This window comes from Arenibacter arenosicollis (assembly GCF_014397245.1).
GTDB lineage: Bacteria > Bacteroidota > Bacteroidia > Flavobacteriales > Flavobacteriaceae > Arenibacter > Arenibacter arenosicollis.
Map to the genome: position 1 here is coordinate 97,372 of NZ_JACLHY010000010.1, position 15,668 is coordinate 113,039.

A 15,668-nucleotide genomic window follows, 5' to 3' on the forward strand; every position below is an offset into this window, starting at 1 on the left:
AGCTGTAAGAAATGACATCCGTCATAATACAACATATCAATTCAATAGATTCTTTAAACCTGATAAAGGTCATATGCGTATTTGTTAATATGGAATAATTTTGAATAAAATTTAAAATTAAAGACTTATGACAACGGGCTTGGTCCTATCTGGAGGCGGTATTCGCGGTGTTGCCCATATTGGGGCCATAAAGGCTATGGAGGAATATGGTATTTTCCCGTCCCATATTGCTGGGACAAGTGCAGGGGCCATAGTAGGAGCCTTGTATGCCGCTGGCTGCACCTGGGAGGAAATGTTGGATTTCTTTAAGACAACACAGATTTTCAGTATAAACAATTATGCCAAGGGTAAACCAGGATTTTTGGATACAGAAAAATTCTATGATCAATTTAAAGCCTACTTGCCACATGACACCTTTGAATCATTGGAAAAACCACTTTATATTACCGCTACCAACCTTCTTGATGGTACTTTAAAGGTATTTAGTCGCGGTGAGCTTATAAGACCAGTATTGGCATCCGCAGCGGTTCCCGGTCTTTTTGCCCCAGTACAGATTAAAAATGGCTATTATGTAGATGGTGGTACATTAAACAATTTTCCTGTGGATCTTATAAGACCCTACTGTGATAGCCTTGTAGGAGTTTATGTAAATCCGTTCAACAAGGTAAGCATCCAAGAACTTAATCGTGTGGACAAGGTCTTGGAAAGAGCTTATCATGTGATGGTGGCCAATGAAACGACCCGTAAATTTAACGATTGTGATTTACTGATACGCCCAATGAATATGGATCGATATAGTATGTTTACCCTAAAAAATTTGGACATCATTTTTGAATTGGGCTATACCGCAACCCTAAAAGTACTGAGCAAAAGTCCCTTGGCCTCAGAATTGTTATCTGCTGCAGAATTGGAAGCTATGAATGGTTTTTCAATGTAAACTTTGAACCTATAGTATTGGAACGCAAAGCTTACCTTTTATTTTTTATGTCCTATTATGTAAAACAGAAAAGATTACTATTAATTATATACGTAGACTGAAAAGCCCCCCTATAATCCGCCTTATAAGCTTATGGAAATAATGACATACCCTTATATCCTTTCTGAATTTTCAATTCCCCCTGCCGGGACATGGCGAACCCTTTTCCCGATCCAACTATAAACCAAAAATTTTCGGAATTCCAATATTGGGTCAAGAACGAAAATATAAAATCCTTGCCCGCTTAAAGAATTGTGCCAGTAACAGTGCCCCAAAAGCAAATAGAATGGAATATCCCAGTTGTTCCAATGAAAGCATGCGTAACGAAAATGCCGCTGCCAAATGAGTGTTAAGGTTGGCACCCAAAGTTAAGGCCAAAGACAATGCAATTGCCCCCCAAACCCATAAATTTGTTGTTATCTCATTTACAAAAAAGGACTCCCTATGCTTGGGTATATTAAACACGTTTAGCAATTGGGCAAATACCAAGGTATAGAAAGCCATATTATTAATGGTTTCAGGGGACAATTTTAGAATCCTATCGGCATAGGCTACAATACCCACAACAGCTATGCTTATGCTTAGTCCGTACACTACTACAAAATTCCAATCATTGCGGTCCAATATAGGGCCCTTAGGTCTTTTGGGAGGCTGTTCCATAATATCCTTCTCTCCCTTTCCAAATCCCAAGGCCAAAGCAGGAAAAATATCAGTTACCAAATTCAGGAACAAAATCTGTAGGGGCAATAAGGGAGCCGGCAAATTTAACAAGGCGGCAAAACCTACTGTAAGTATTTCTGCTAAATTACAGCTCAACAAGTAAACTACAAATTGGCGAATATTCTGAAATATTACCCTGCCCTGCCTGATTCCCAATTCCATGGCCGTAAACTTATCATTTTTTAAAATAACGTCGGCCACTTCACGGGCAGCCTCCGCGCCCCTAATGCCCATGGCCACGCCGATGTCCGCTTTTTTTAATGCAGGGACATCGTTGATGCCGTCGCCGATCATTCCAACTATATGGCCATGTCTCTGATAATAGCCTATTAAATTCAACTTCTGCTCCGGACCAACCCTGGCAAAGACCGAGGCTTTTAACAAGGACAAATCATTTCCATCCGCCCCATCCAAACTTTTATTGAGGTCCTTGCCATGCCATATTTTATCAGGAATATCATTAACCTCCAAAATCCCAACATCCTGAGCTATTTTCTTTGAGGTACCGGGATGATCACCGGTAACCATAATCACCTTTATACCCGCCTTCTTGTAAATATCGATCACTGCTTTCACATCCTTCCTGGCAGGATCAAGAAATCCTATAGTTCCCAGAAAAGTAAGTCCGTTTAAAATATTGTCTTTTGAGGGTGCTTTTTCTTCTTCCTTATATGCAAAAGCTAGGGTGCGTAAACCCTGGGAAGCAAGAGTATCTACCTTTTGTTTCCACAATAGTTTATGCTCATCAAATCCTATTCCTTCCCCATACAAATCAAAATTACATAGGTCTACCAAACTTTCAAATGCCCCCTTTGCATATACCGTATAGCCTCCTTGCTTTTTATGGGCCGTTGCCATTAACTTTATTTCAGAATCAAATGGCAACTCCAGATTTTCCGGATTATCTTGTTTTACAGCTTTTGGATCATAGCCCAAATGTATAGCAAAGTGTATCAATGCCAATTCAATGGAATCGGCCTGTTCAATAATGGCTGTGGGATCCACATTGTTGCAAAGTATCCCAGCCATCATCATTTTATCAAAAACAGGCTTATTCTTTAAGGAGGTATAATGGGATTTTTCCTTTTGATAGGGATTATCCAAATATGTTTCACCAAATATCACTGCAGATACCATCATCCGATCTTCGGTCAGGGTACCCGTTTTATCCGTAAAAATGATATCTGTTGCACCCAATGTCTGTACGGCTTCCATTTTTTTTATGATGACCTGTTTTTTGGTCAACCTTATCATGCCCCTCGCCAAGGCAATGGTAGCTACTATTGGAAGACCCTCGGGAATAGCGGCAACTGCCAAAGCCACTCCCGTTTCGATCATAAAAAAAAGATCATTGCCCCTGAAATAGCCTATGACTATAATTAATCCCGCAATACCGAGCGTTAACCCAATAAGCCAATTGCTTAATTGGTTTAATTTCTTCTCCAAAGGGGTGCGCTCCTTTTCGGCATCCACACCCATTTGCTGAATGGTCCCCAATTGGGTATGCTTTCCGGATGCTGTAACTATGGCCTTCCCAAATCCAGAACTAATCACCGTACCCCTAAAGACCATATTGATCTGATCGGTAATCGGTGTATTCATTGGTAGTGGTTCCGTTACCTTTGCTACCGCTAGACTCTCCCCCGTTAATACGGATTCTTTCACCAGAAGGTTATCTACATATATCAGGCGTGCATCGGCCGGCACAACATCTCCAGGGCTTAAAACAATAAGGTCACCAGGTACAATTTCCGCCGCTTTGATATGTATTCTTTGTCCAGATCTTATTACATGGGTACTTGCCTGCCCCATTTTTACCAGGGCCTCCAAGGATCTAACTGCCTTCAGTTCCATAAAATATCCAATGGCGACGGAAATAAGTATTACGAATAAAATAGCGGCACTCTCCAGTTTATCGCTGAAAATAAAGGCAAGAATTGCTGCTGCAAAAAGAATGTAGATTATGGAATCCATGAGCTGTTGCAAGAAAATGGTCCATCTTTTCTTTGTGCCTTGCTCTGGAATTTGATTAGGGCCATATTTCTGCAAACGTTCTGGAATACACTCCTTATCCAAACCCCGTTCCAAATCACTGCCCAAATGGGCACTAATATCCTGCACAGGAGTAAAAAATGCATTTTGCAGCATAAGGATAATAATTAAATAACAAAAAATATGCCTTCCCGTCGCAACCACCCACATGGACATATTTTGGGTTTTAACGGGAAGGCATTGCTAACAAATAACCAACAAATTGCTATCCTATAAGTATTTTCTTGGGAGGTGTTTTTTTAGCCTCTTCTTTTTTGGTTAAATTAAAGCTCAAAATACCATCCTTGTATGCCGCCTTAATGGCTTCCTGCTTAACAGTATCCGGCAACTGTAGGGAACGTTCAAAGGAATTATAACTAAATTCCCTACGGGTATAGTTCTCGTCCTTATCTTCTTTGGACTCGGACTTCTCTGCAGCAATATTTAAACATCCATCATCAATGGTAACCTCAAAATCCTTCTTTTGAAATCCGGGTGCGGCAAGCTCTATCTCAAAATGGTCATCGGTTTCTTTAATGTTCAATGCTGGCTCTATTCTCTTACCATTCCAGAAACGATCTGGCAACATATCTCTGACCCATCTGCGATTATCAAAAAAATCGTCCATGTCAAAAAAATCCTGGGTCATTAAATTGCCAAATGGCCTTCTCTTAAATTTTACTAGTGTCATAATATTTTATTTTTAAGGGTTATATTTATTATGCTTCTAAAGTACATCCAACTAGCCTAGTACAAAATGATTTAGGTCAGTCCCATAAAATTTCTTTACATTTAATTTTACTATATCCAATAATCGCATAAAAATAATTTTTTCCCTGTCTATTTTCGGGATAGCAAGTGCGGTTCAATTTTAAGACAGGGCTCGGTACATTTTTTATTCAAGATCCTATGATCAATCCAACCGATTTTGGCATTCACGGTCTCTCCGATGAAGCCGTAAAACAATCCAGAAAAAAGCACGGCAAAAATAGCCTGAGCTACAAAAAGGACAATAGCTTTTTGGATGCTTTAAAAAGTATTGCCCAGGAGCCTATGGTTATCTTATTAATTGTAGCCTCCTCTATATACTTTATTACAGGTAATAACGGGGACGGAATATTTATGGCCTCCGCGATTATATTGGTAGCCTCTATCTCCCTTTATCAGGATTCCAAAAGTAGAATGGCCCTGGAAAAATTAAAAAATCTTACCCAACCCAATAGTCAGGTCATACGGAATGGTGTAGTCATGGAAATCCCCAGTGAGGAATTGGTTGTCGGCGACAGTCTAATGGTCGAGGAAGGCAATACTGTTCCGGCAGATGGTACCATTGTACATTCAAACGATTTTTCGGTAAATGAATCCATTCTCACCGGAGAATCGCTTTCCGTTTTTAAGGATGCTACAAAATTGGACAATAACATACTTGGTGGCACCACGGTAGCAAGCGGATTGGCCATTGCAACCGTCACCGAGATCGGCAACGAAACCCGACTGGGTAAAATTGGAAAAAGCCTTGAAGGCATACAGGACGAAAAGACACCCCTGGAAAGACAGATTTCCAGTTTCGTAAAAAACATGTCCATTTGGGGTGGCATTATTTTTCTATTGGTTTGGGGTATAAATTATTTTCAGTCCAAGGAAGTTTTAGACAGTCTGCTTAAAGCCCTTACCTTGGCCATGAGCATATTACCTGAAGAGATTCCAGTGGCCTTTACCACTTTTATGGCCCTAGGTGCCTACAGATTGATGAAAATGGGTATTGTGGTAAAACATATGAAAACGGTAGAATCTCTGGGAAGTGCTACCGTAATTTGTGCCGATAAAACCGGTACCATTACCCAGAACAGAATGGAACTGGCTAAACTTTATAGCCTTGAAACAGGAGAGACTGTTGCGGCCGAAGGCCCACTTAATAGCTCCCTTGAACATCTACTAACAATGGCAATGTGGGCGAGTGAACCCATACCTTTCGACCCCATGGAAAAGTCACTGCACGAGGCTTATGGCAACATGGTTTCAGTGGACCTGAGACCCCTGTATAAAATGGTACACGAGTATCCCCTAGGAGGCAAACCCCCAATGATGACACATCTTTCCGAAAACAGTGTTGGCGAGCGCATTATTGCCTCCAAAGGAGCCCCAGAGGCCATTATGGCGGTTTCCCAATTAACGGATGCCCAAAAAAATAAGATCAAGGATATCCTGACCAATTTAGGTCGGGAAGGTTACCGTATGCTAGGTGTGGGACAAGCCAATTTTAAAGGATACGATTATCCCAAAAGACAACAGGATTTTGAATTTTCGTTCCTGGGTATAGTAGCCTTTTATGATCCTCCTAAGGAAAACATATCCCAGGTCCTAAAAGATTTTGATCTGGCAGGAATCAAGGTGAAATTGGTTACAGGGGATAATCCCACAACTTCCATGGCTATTTGCAAACAAATAAATTTTCCTGGATATGAAAAGAACATGACGGGGGACGAACTAATGCAATTGAACGATGAAGAATTGCAACAAAAAGTGATGGCAACGCAAGTCTTTACGCGTATGTACCCTGAAGCCAAATTAAGAATAGTTAACGCCATTAAGGCGAACAACGAAGTAGTAGCCATGACGGGCGACGGGGTAAATGACGGTCCGGCACTTAAGGCCTCGCATATTGGTATAGCCATGGGCAAGAAAGGGACTGAAATTGCCAAGCAAGCCGCCTCCTTGATCCTGGTAGACGACGACCTGTCCAAAATGGTCGATGCCATTGCCATGGGCAGAAAGATTTATGGCAATTTAAAGAAGGCCATCCAATATATCATATCCATTCATATCCCTATTATATTAACCGTATTTATTCCCTTGGCGTTGGGCTGGGCCTATCCTTCTATTTTTTCACCTTCGCATGTTATTCTACTGGAATTGATCATGGGGCCCACCTGCTCCATAATTTATGAAAACGAGCCCATGGAGAAAAATACGATGATCAAAAAGCCTAGGCCATTCACCACTACATTTTTTAAATTTAGAGAATTGTTTACCAGCATCTTACAAGGATTGGCCATTACCGTGGGATCGTTGTCGGTATATCAATACGCTGTTTTTCTAGATCATAACGAAGCTATCACCAGGACTATGGTATTTATGGTTTTGATATCCGCCAATATTTTTCTGACCTTGGTTAACCGCTCCTTTTATTATTCCATTTGGACCACCTTAAAATACAAGAATAACCTGGTACCAATAATTATAGGTATAACTTTGGTTTTGGCTGTACTATTGCTCTTTGTACCGCCTTTTACCCAATTTTTTCAATTTGAAACTTTAAATGGGAATCAACTTGGAATTTCCGTGCTGGCCGGAATGTTGTCCGTACTCTGGTATGAATTTGTGAAAGGAATAAAACGTGCTGGAAAAAAATAGGGAAAATCGGGAAAATCATATCAACAAAAATGGCTACAGTTTCTCCCCAAATGCCAAATCCCCTGCATCGCCAATACCGGGTATTATATAGCCTTTATTGTTTAATTCTAAATCGATCGCAGCAATCCACAATTGCGTATTTTCGGGAAAGACTTCCCGTATGTGATCTATGCCGGATTGGGATCCAATAACAGAAACAATATGGATTTGTTTGGGTTTACCGTGGTCCTTTAAGGCCTTTAAAACATTTTCCAAAGTTTTTCCAGTGGCCAGCATTGGATCTGTTAGCACCAAGGTTTTATTTTCCAGAGATGGGGCAGCAAAGTATTTCACTATAACTTCAAAAGCATCCTCATCACCACGATGATGTCTAAAGGCAGAAATAAATGCATTTTCAGCATTGTCGAAATAATTTAAAAGGCCCTGATGCAAGGGGAGTCCGGCTCGTAAAACCGAACATAACACCAAATCATCACTGGGCAATGACATTTCTTTGGTTCCCAAAGGGGTATGCACTTTTTGACTCCTATAGTTTAGGGCCTTACTTAACTCGTATCCCAGAATTTCCCCAATACGTTCTATATTCCGCCTAAAACGCATGCTATCTTTCTGAATTTTAGCATCCCTGATTTCCGCGACAAATTTATTGAGTAGTGAATTTCCTTTACCTAAGCTGTGTATGATCATCTATTGGTCATTTAGTTTCAAGATACAGAATTTGCTTTACAAACTCCATAAAATTTTCAGTACCCGCTGCCCTATATTGTCTTTTTCTTCTTCTATACATTATCGCTGCCATAGAATTAAGTTGTTTTCCAAGGGTACGGATATATTGGCATAACAGGGAACTATTCGGGCTGTGTAATGAAAGGCAGGTCTAGTGGTACTTATACATGCAGAGCATTCATGATCTTGCCCATTCTCTGCAAGGCCACCAATCTCCATTTTTATAATTTCATTTGGGCTGCCATTAAGGCCCTCGGCGAAAAGCTCAACAGAAATGGTGTCATGGCTTATGTGGTTTAACCAGACCATTATTTTAAATTGATACCCTCCTTCTATATTTTCAATTTGAATTTGCCCAAAGCGCATTTGCCACCATTTTTTCCTAAGATCGTGAAATGTATTTATCATCTGCCTGCCGGCAATTCCTTTTTGACTTGCTCTTTTTTGGTAATTGTCCGCAGCAGGGAGGTAGTACTTTTCAGTATATTCCCTTACGGCACGATTAGCTGAAAACTTTGGAGTTAAGATAGACATACTATTTCGCATTTTTGCTACCCATTGTTCTGGTATCCCATCTTTATTGCGATTATAAAATTCCGGTACAACTTTTTGTTCCAACAATTCGTAAAGTTCAATGGCCTGGTCAGCATCCCAGAAAGGATCCCCGCCATGTTCGCGACCATCACCCAATGCCCAACCAACTTCCGGAGTAAAGGCCTCCGCCCACCAACCATCCAACTCCGATAAATTGATTCCACCATTTACCAAAACTTTCATACCACTGGTACCACAGGCCTCCCAAGGACGCCTAGGTGTATTTATCCAAACATCTACCCCTTGAACAAGATGTTCCGTTAACAACATATCATAATCGCTTAAGAAAACTACATGCTTATGTAAGTTATGCTGTTTAATAAATTGTACCCATTGTCTTATCAATGCCTTTCCGGACTCATCATATGGAGGAGATTTGCCGGCAATCACCAATTGTACCGGTCGCTGAGGATTTGTAAGGATACGAATAAATCTTTCCTCATCGTATAATAGCAGGTTTGGTCTTTTATAGGGAACAAATCTCCTTGCAAAACCCAGCGTCAAGGTTTCCTTGTTAAAAATATGCTTGGCCATTTCAACTATTTCTGGGGACTGACCGGCATCCTCGGTCTGCCCTTGGAATCTTTCGCGGATAAAATTTATCATATGATATCTGGAATCGTTCCTAAATTGCCATAAATCATGGTCGGATACTGTAAAAATATCTTGCTCAACCGATTCCAAATGACCTCTCCACCGCTCCTTTCCACAGGCTTGTGTCCAGATTTTATCGGCGTATACCGAATCCCAACTTGGCATATGAACTCCATTGGTAACATAACCTACCGGCACTTCATCTGTAGGCCATCTTTGAAACAAATTTCCAAATAGATTTCGGCTTACTTCCCCATGAAGTCTGCTTACCCCATTTACGGCACTACTGCCATGAATGGCCAAATAGGCCATATTGAAATACTGGGCTGAATTATGGGGATCATCCCTTCCCAATGCCAACAGATCGTTAAAATCTATATGCAATTCCTTTTTGGCATAGTTTCCAAAAAACTGCCACATTAATGACGGACTGAAATTATCAAATCCTGCCGCCACCGCAGTATGGGTGGTGAACAAATTTCCTGCACGGGTAACCGCCAGGGCTTCCTCAAAGGAAACGCCATTCTCCCTCATAAAATCGGCCGCCCGCTCCAGTACAAGAAAGGCGGAGTGACCTTCGTTCATGTGGCACACATCGGGTGCAATATTCATTGCGCGGAGCAATTTCCATCCCCCTATGCCCAGAATAATTTCCTGCTGAATACGAAGATCCGTACCGCCACCGTAAACCGCACTGGTAATTCCCCTGTGCAGTGGCATATTAACCGGATCGTTACTATCCAACAGGTAAAGTTTTACACGGCCAACTTGTACCTGCCATGTCCGCAACCAAACCGTATAACCAGACAAGGATATATTGATCCGCAACCATTCCCCATTTGGTAACCGCAGGGGTGAAATGGGTAATTGCCCTGGATCATTATAGGGAAAAAGTGCCTGTTGGGTACCAAATTGATCGATCAACTGTCTAAAATATCCCTGTTGATAAAGCAGCCCTACGGCAATAACGGGCACCCCTAGATCACTGGCCGATTTTAATTGGTCCCCCGCAACATTGCCAAGACCACCTACGTAAATGGGCAATGCTTCGCTTAGCATGAATTCCATACTAAAATAAGCTACACATTTTAGGTCTGAGATGGGATATTTTCTTTGGAACCAAGCTGGGTCATTGCGGGATTTCTCCTTAAGCTTCATCATTTCGTCCAGCTTGCTCAGGAAAGCCGCATTTCCCATTTGAAATATGAGTTGGTCCCGGGACACGTTCTGCAAAACCACCCATGGATTATGGGTTTCCATCCAAAGATCCGGATCTAATTGGTACCACAATTCATCTACCGCATGGTTCCATGACCAACGCAGATCAAGAGCGAGTTCCGCTAAATCGTCCACCCCATCAATATCCGTAGGTATAAAGCCATATACCTGATTGTTTATTAGAGGTTGTCGAGTACTAATTTTTTCTTTGCCAGCCATGTGTTAGTTTTTCGAAACCAGTAAATAGTAGAAGCCTGTATTCCTTTGGAACATAGTTTTTAAGTTGGCATTTGGAACATATTCTTCTTTAGGTAGTTACTTCTTCCTTCGGATTATAATAAAGTTACTTCGGTGGTAAAACACCCTTTAAATCATAAATATTTCTTGAAAAGAAGAATCCCTAATTTGAAGATTCGGTTTTCAACAAAATAAATTCACTAATATTCACCATGTCAATTGCGCCGATCAATTTTTCATTACTTGTCACCGGAAAAAAACTCTTCTTTTCCTTGCCAACAAGTTCCAATACCTTGGTTATTTCTGCAGATTCATCAATTACGGTGAAGTTCTTATCCATAATATCCTTAACTAAAATGGAAGGGGTCTTGGCGTGTTTAATGACATCCTTTTGAGTAACTATTCCCTTTATTTCCTTGTCCAGCGCCACTACAAAATCCTTTTCCGTACTTGACAATAGGATTTCTATAACCTCTTGTACATTATTATCCGGACGCAACACTGTAATATTGGTTAAGGTAGCCTCCTTTACCACATGCCCCTTTAGCAACGAATTCTGTTTTACCATTCTGTTTTCGCCATACGCGCCAAAAAAGATAAAAAAGGCAATCAATATCAAAAAAGGATTTACAAAAAAGCCCAAAATAAAAAATACTACAGCTAAGGATTGGCCAATAGCAGCGGCTATATTGGTGGCTTCTACCCTACTTAGCCTAAAAGCCAATAAAGCCCTAAGAACACGACCTCCATCCATAGGAAACGCTGGAATAAGGTTGAAAAGCACGAGCATAACATTCGCTATAAACAAATAGAAAAGGAAATTCTGCAAGTTGGGTGCATAAAGCATCTCCTCTACCACCACATTATCAAAATTAAAATAGCTCTTTAGCGGTATCACTAAAGACAATAGTAGGGCAATTACAACATTTACGGCAGGTCCGGCAAGGGCCACAAGAAGTTCCTGCCCAGGTTTTTCAGGCATTTTGTCCAAGGTTGCTACGCCCCCTATAGGTAAAAGAATAATCCTTTGTGTCTTAATATTAAATTTTCTGGCTGTAAGGGCATGGCCCAGTTCATGTAGCACCACACAAGCCATCAACACCAAAATAAAACCCTGATTTACCGCTACCCTTGTAAAATCAGCGCTATTCTGAAATTCAACGAACCCGGCCCAAATCAACAATAAAGCAAAGGTCCAATGTACCTCCAATTGGATTCCTGCAATTTTTCCCAACCTTAAAAAACCCTTCATAAGCAATATTTTGTCGAAGATATTCGCACAGTGCGACTTTGACAATGACAATTGTCATAAGTGGTTATATTGCCCTTTTAAATATAAAGTGGCACAAGTTTAAATCATTATAAGTCCGGCAAGGTTAGGGCTGTTGATTAATTGGTCATTAGAGAGATCTACATGAATAGCCTTACAATTTTATAACTGTAATCCAACGAGATGGTCTATCATGAAGAGAAGTAGGAAATTCTCTGCCTTTTCCATATCACTTAATACTTAATTTTCGTATTCGGGCATTGATCGAGGCTATTTCCTCCTTTTGTAATTTCTCAATAAGGTCTTTAAAATCCTTTTCCAATTCAGGGTTTTCCTCTACAATTTCAGAAATGGCCTGTAATGCGTTCACTCTTACAATTCTACTTTCGGTAGGGTTGCCCGCCCACTGATTTAGTTTGGACAACACAATTTCCAACTCTTGCTCTGTAAGTGAAAGCCTTGGCACCATTTGGGACAAATGCCATTTAAATTCCTTGTCCTCAGCGCTTTGGAAAAAATCCAATATCTCACTTTTATGACTTTGAAGATATTGGGGCCTCCCAATGGTAATTTTTTCCACGGCATCTGCCGCCCTCATAAGTATTATCCGATCCTTGGAATGAAGAAAACGAAATAGAAGATCGAAGTCTTGCTGATTCCGAATTAAAGGTATCAGAAACTTTACCCTTCCTATTGATCTAAGATCTCCACCTTCCAAATATTTCTTTATGTTAGCTGTAGTTTCCAATTTTCCAAACTTATGAACATAACATTCCACCATCTACCACATGGATAGTTCCGGTAATATATTTGCTCTGGTCCGAGGCCAGAAAAAGAGCCATCTCAGCAATTTCGCTGGATTCCGCATAACGCCCCAAAGGTACGGCCGCCTCAAATCCTTTCATAACCTCATCGGGACTGCTGGGCGACATATCCACTTCTATACGCCGCATCATATTATTGTTAACCGGGCCCGGATGAATAGTATTTACGCGAATTTTACGCTTTGCATTTTCTTGGGCTGCTACCCTCATTAAACCAACCACGGCATGTTTGCTGGCCACATAGGCTCCTAGTCCGGCAAAACCCTTTAAACCCGCAACCGACGAGGTGATTATTACACTACCTCCATCCTTCATTTTTGGGATCACATATTTACATCCCAACCAAACCCCTTTTAGGTTTACACCTATAACCTTATCGAAAATCTCGTCCGGATAATCCGTTATTGGCTTTGAAGTACCTTCGATCCCAGCATTTGCAAAGAAAATGTCGATCTTTCCATGAACCTCTAGGCAATTTTCCACAAACTTCTCCGTGTCCTTAACTTTTGAAACATCGGCCACACAATATGACAGGTTCTTATGATCTAACCCGTAGCTCGCCTTTTCCAGAACTTCCTTACTTATGTCCACGATGACCACCTTGGCACCCTCTTGCAAAAAGAGTTTGGCTGTGGCCAGTCCTATTCCACCTGCACCTCCAGTAATTACGGCTACTTTATCTTTTAATCCTGACATTATCACTTGTTTAAAGTTATATTTCTTAATTCCCAACCTTGATCCTGAGTATGTACCGCAACAAGACCGTCGGACAATCTCTTTACCCCTATTGTAGGCCTCTGATATCTTTTTTTGGTCATTTGGATATTGTACCTTCTATTGAAAAATTCAATGATTTCCCCAGAAGTGTCCAGCATAACATCGTGAAATTTAAATTCGTAAATATTCAGATTGAATTCGTTTTTGCCTTTCATGGCCTTCTCAAATAGAACAGCTGTGGTATAGCCATCCTTAAAGGGATACACATTTAATAGTTCAGGTTCAATGACTACATTTCCTTTTGTATCGATAAATCCAAAAACGGGAACATCCTCCTCGACATTTTTGGTAATCAAACACCTGCCCTCATTGAACATTGGCCATCGGACCCCAGAAATATCATCTTTTGAAGTATCGGCATCCTTGTTCCAATAGATATCGTTCCGAAAATTGATGACCATAGTCCCCTCTTCATTAATAAATCCCCATTGATCTCCTTGTCGAACAGCCGCCAAACCTTCACTAAAGGGAGCAATTTCATCAATATTTTTGACTGATTGGGAAGACATAATATTGAAAAGCATTAGCATTGCACATGCCGTAATAAAATATATTTTCATGACTTCGAATTTTAGTTTCCACTAAAGTAGTTTACAGAATACCAGTACAAAATGACCAATGTCAGTAGCCCACAAATAAATAACCCTAATCCTTATGTTTTTACGGTGTTCCAGTTTGAAGAAGGTTGTAAAGTATTAGTTAGACGAGAGAAGGCTTCCCAACAATTATAAGTTATTTAGATCGCCTTGTATTAAAAACATAGCTAATGACCAATATCATGTCAGTTGATACTGAAACTCTTTAATTTTGATACTACTACTCCGTAGTGCAAGAGCAAGGAAGTGTCAGGAACCCAAGGCCTATAAAGTAGTAGTAGTAGTAGTAGTAGTAGTAGTAGTAGTAGTAGTAGTAGTAGTAGTAGTAGACAGCAATGGCCTTGGTAAGCCGCCTTAAACTAAAGCAATCTTTAAAGTACACTAAGATGAAGCACATATTGGTCCCTGTAGATTTTTCCAAACATTCCGCCTATGCGTTGGAGGTTGCTGCAGGCATTACAAGGCAGCAGAAGGCCGATATTACAGTTATTCATATGATTGGAATTTCGGAGGCGGTTATTGCCGAAGAGGAATTTTTAGAGTATGAGGAGGCCAAATACTTTATGGGACTAGCCAAGCAAAGATTTAAAAGTTTCTTGGACAAGCCTTATTTAAAGGGTATTGTGATACATAAAATAGTGCAGAACTATAAGGTATTTAGTGAACTTAATCATGTAGCCAAGGAACAAAATATAGATTTAATTGTAATGGGCTCCCACGGTAGCACAGGTTTCAACGAGATTTTTATAGGTTCCAATGCAGAAAAGGTTGTGCGTACTTCCGATGTCCCCGTTTTGATTATTAAGCAGCAAAATTCAGATTTTAGAATTAAGAACATCCTTTTTGGATGTAGTTTTTCGGAGGATATGGTTTTGGCCTATAGAAAGGTTAAGTCCATGGCTCAAAAATTTTCCGCCAAACTTAAATTGGTATACATCAACACCCCTTTTGAGGATTTCTTAAGTACCCCGGAAGCCGAGAAACGTATAGCAGATTTTATGTCGAAGGCCCAGGAGACCAACTATAAAGTGGAAATTTACAACGATTATACTGTGGAAAACGGTTTGCTAAATTTCACCAAGACGGAAAAATTTGATTTATTGGCCCTACCTACACATGGCAGAAAAGGTCTTGCACATTTCCTACTCGGAAGTATTGGCGAGGATATTGCCAACCATGCCAAGTTACCTGTGATGACGCTTAAGATCTGATTATATATGGGAATTGCCTTCCAGTAACCCAGTATTGTTACTTTAGTAATATTTCCAATTTTCCCAACAGTACCAATTCCGCTTTATTTTTTCCAGCAAAACTATTGGAAATGGCGTTGGCCGTATCCATAATCAACACCTTAATGAATGGGCTAAATATGCTGGCATTGTCCTTATAAAACTCCCTAAATTCCTCGAAGCATTCATCCCCATCCCTTTCATTGTCCACTAACCAATCGAACACCGATTCTATCTGAAAGGCGGCATCGGTACCGTATTCATCCTCCAATTCATCTACCTCCAACCAATATTTTCGAATAAAGGCCCTTAACTTGTCAATTTCCTGCCTATGTATACGTGTGTCTGCCATTGCTACAGCGTAGAACAACTTTCCTAAATTCTCATAGAACTTCTTACCAACTTTCTTTATATTTTCCATTTTTAAATGATTGAAGTGAATAATTTAAAAATAGAGAATGA

General features: G+C 40.4%; 13 protein-coding genes. 4 read left to right on the forward strand and 9 right to left on the reverse strand.

The window, feature by feature from the left end; all coding sequences use genetic code 11:
* Positions 1–127 precede the first annotated feature (127 nt).
* Entirely contained in the window at positions 128–937 is an 810-nt protein-coding gene (locus H4O18_RS11625; protein ID WP_187584731.1) for a patatin-like phospholipase family protein, read from the forward strand.
* Between the two features lie 252 nt (positions 938–1,189).
* Here H4O18_RS11625 and H4O18_RS11630 read toward each other — a convergent pair whose 3' ends face one another.
* The gene (locus tag H4O18_RS11630; RefSeq protein ID WP_187584733.1) at positions 1,190–3,844 is read right to left on the reverse strand and encodes a cation-translocating P-type ATPase; all 2,655 of its coding nucleotides are present in this window, start codon (positions 3,842–3,844) and stop codon (positions 1,190–1,192) included.
* 109 nt (positions 3,845–3,953) lie between these two features.
* Positions 3,954–4,418 carry an Hsp20/alpha crystallin family protein gene (locus H4O18_RS11635; protein ID WP_187584735.1) on the reverse strand — a complete coding sequence of 155 codons (465 nt, stop codon included), beginning with the start codon at positions 4,416–4,418 and terminating at the stop codon, positions 3,954–3,956.
* Positions 4,419–4,636: 218 nt separating this feature from the next.
* Here H4O18_RS11635 and H4O18_RS11640 point away from each other — a divergent pair, with 218 nt between their 5' ends.
* Positions 4,637–7,141 (forward strand): cation-translocating P-type ATPase, encoded by a 2,505-nt coding sequence (locus H4O18_RS11640; protein ID WP_187584737.1) that lies wholly within the window; start codon positions 4,637–4,639, stop codon positions 7,139–7,141.
* Between the two features lie 33 nt (positions 7,142–7,174).
* Here the strand turns inward: H4O18_RS11640 and upp are convergent, their stop codons facing one another.
* The 6 genes from upp to H4O18_RS11670 form a co-directional block, all read right to left on the reverse strand.
* Positions 7,175–7,828: a uracil phosphoribosyltransferase gene (gene upp, locus H4O18_RS11645; RefSeq protein WP_187584739.1), complete on the reverse strand. Its 654-nt coding sequence runs from the start codon at positions 7,826–7,828 to the stop codon at positions 7,175–7,177.
* A 99-nt stretch (positions 7,829–7,927) separates the two neighbouring features.
* Entirely contained in the window at positions 7,928–10,492 is a 2,565-nt protein-coding gene (gene glgP, locus H4O18_RS11650) for an alpha-glucan family phosphorylase (protein ID WP_187584741.1), read from the reverse strand.
* A 181-nt stretch (positions 10,493–10,673) separates the two neighbouring features.
* Complete coding sequence (locus H4O18_RS11655; RefSeq protein WP_187584742.1) at positions 10,674–11,762, reverse strand: site-2 protease family protein; 1,089 nt, start codon at positions 11,760–11,762, stop codon at positions 10,674–10,676.
* A 247-nt stretch (positions 11,763–12,009) separates the two neighbouring features.
* Positions 12,010–12,528 (reverse strand): hypothetical protein, encoded by a 519-nt coding sequence (locus H4O18_RS11660; protein ID WP_187584744.1) that lies wholly within the window; start codon positions 12,526–12,528, stop codon positions 12,010–12,012.
* A gap of 10 nt (positions 12,529–12,538) precedes the next feature.
* Positions 12,539–13,300, reverse strand: a complete 762-nt coding sequence (locus H4O18_RS11665; protein WP_187584746.1) for an SDR family NAD(P)-dependent oxidoreductase — start codon at positions 13,298–13,300, stop codon at positions 12,539–12,541.
* 2 nt (positions 13,301–13,302) lie between these two features.
* On the reverse strand, positions 13,303–13,941 hold the full coding sequence (locus H4O18_RS11670; RefSeq protein ID WP_187584748.1) for a WG repeat-containing protein: 639 nt from the start codon (positions 13,939–13,941) through the stop codon (positions 13,303–13,305).
* A 247-nt stretch (positions 13,942–14,188) separates the two neighbouring features.
* On the opposite strand from H4O18_RS11670, the gene H4O18_RS11675 reads away from it, so the two are divergent.
* Together H4O18_RS11675 and H4O18_RS11680 are read left to right on the forward strand one after the other, a co-directional pair.
* Positions 14,189–14,335, forward strand: a complete 147-nt coding sequence (locus H4O18_RS11675) for a hypothetical protein (RefSeq protein ID WP_187584750.1) — start codon at positions 14,189–14,191, stop codon at positions 14,333–14,335.
* 28 nt (positions 14,336–14,363) lie between these two features.
* On the forward strand, positions 14,364–15,188 hold the full coding sequence (locus tag H4O18_RS11680) for a universal stress protein (protein WP_187584752.1): 825 nt from the start codon (positions 14,364–14,366) through the stop codon (positions 15,186–15,188).
* 37 nt (positions 15,189–15,225) lie between these two features.
* On the opposite strand, the gene H4O18_RS11685 is transcribed toward H4O18_RS11680, so the two are convergent.
* Positions 15,226–15,627, reverse strand: coding sequence for a hypothetical protein (locus H4O18_RS11685; protein WP_187584754.1), 402 nt, complete (start codon positions 15,625–15,627; stop codon positions 15,226–15,228).
* Between the last annotated feature and the right edge of the window lie 41 nt (positions 15,628–15,668).

Bases quoted from the DNA above. Each gene is read 5' to 3' on its own strand.
- H4O18_RS11680 (WP_187584752.1), top strand. From the start codon at position 14,364: ATGAAGCACATATTGGTCCCTGTAGATTTTTCCAAACATTCCGCCTAT.
- H4O18_RS11670 (WP_187584748.1), bottom strand. From the start codon at position 13,941: ATGAAAATATATTTTATTACGGCATGTGCAATGCTAATGCTTTTCAAT.
- H4O18_RS11685 (WP_187584754.1), bottom strand. From the start codon at position 15,627: ATGGAAAATATAAAGAAAGTTGGTAAGAAGTTCTATGAGAATTTAGGA.
- glgP (WP_187584741.1), bottom strand. From the start codon at position 10,492: ATGGCTGGCAAAGAAAAAATTAGTACTCGACAACCTCTAATAAACAAT.
- H4O18_RS11630 (WP_187584733.1), bottom strand. From the start codon at position 3,844: ATGCTGCAAAATGCATTTTTTACTCCTGTGCAGGATATTAGTGCCCAT.
- upp (WP_187584739.1), bottom strand. From the start codon at position 7,828: ATGATCATACACAGCTTAGGTAAAGGAAATTCACTACTCAATAAATTT.
- H4O18_RS11655 (WP_187584742.1), bottom strand. From the start codon at position 11,762: ATGAAGGGTTTTTTAAGGTTGGGAAAAATTGCAGGAATCCAATTGGAG.
- H4O18_RS11640 (WP_187584737.1), top strand. From the start codon at position 4,637: ATGATCAATCCAACCGATTTTGGCATTCACGGTCTCTCCGATGAAGCC.
- H4O18_RS11635 (WP_187584735.1), bottom strand. From the start codon at position 4,418: ATGACACTAGTAAAATTTAAGAGAAGGCCATTTGGCAATTTAATGACC.
- H4O18_RS11625 (WP_187584731.1), top strand. From the start codon at position 128: ATGACAACGGGCTTGGTCCTATCTGGAGGCGGTATTCGCGGTGTTGCC.
- H4O18_RS11665 (WP_187584746.1), bottom strand. From the start codon at position 13,300: ATGTCAGGATTAAAAGATAAAGTAGCCGTAATTACTGGAGGTGCAGGT.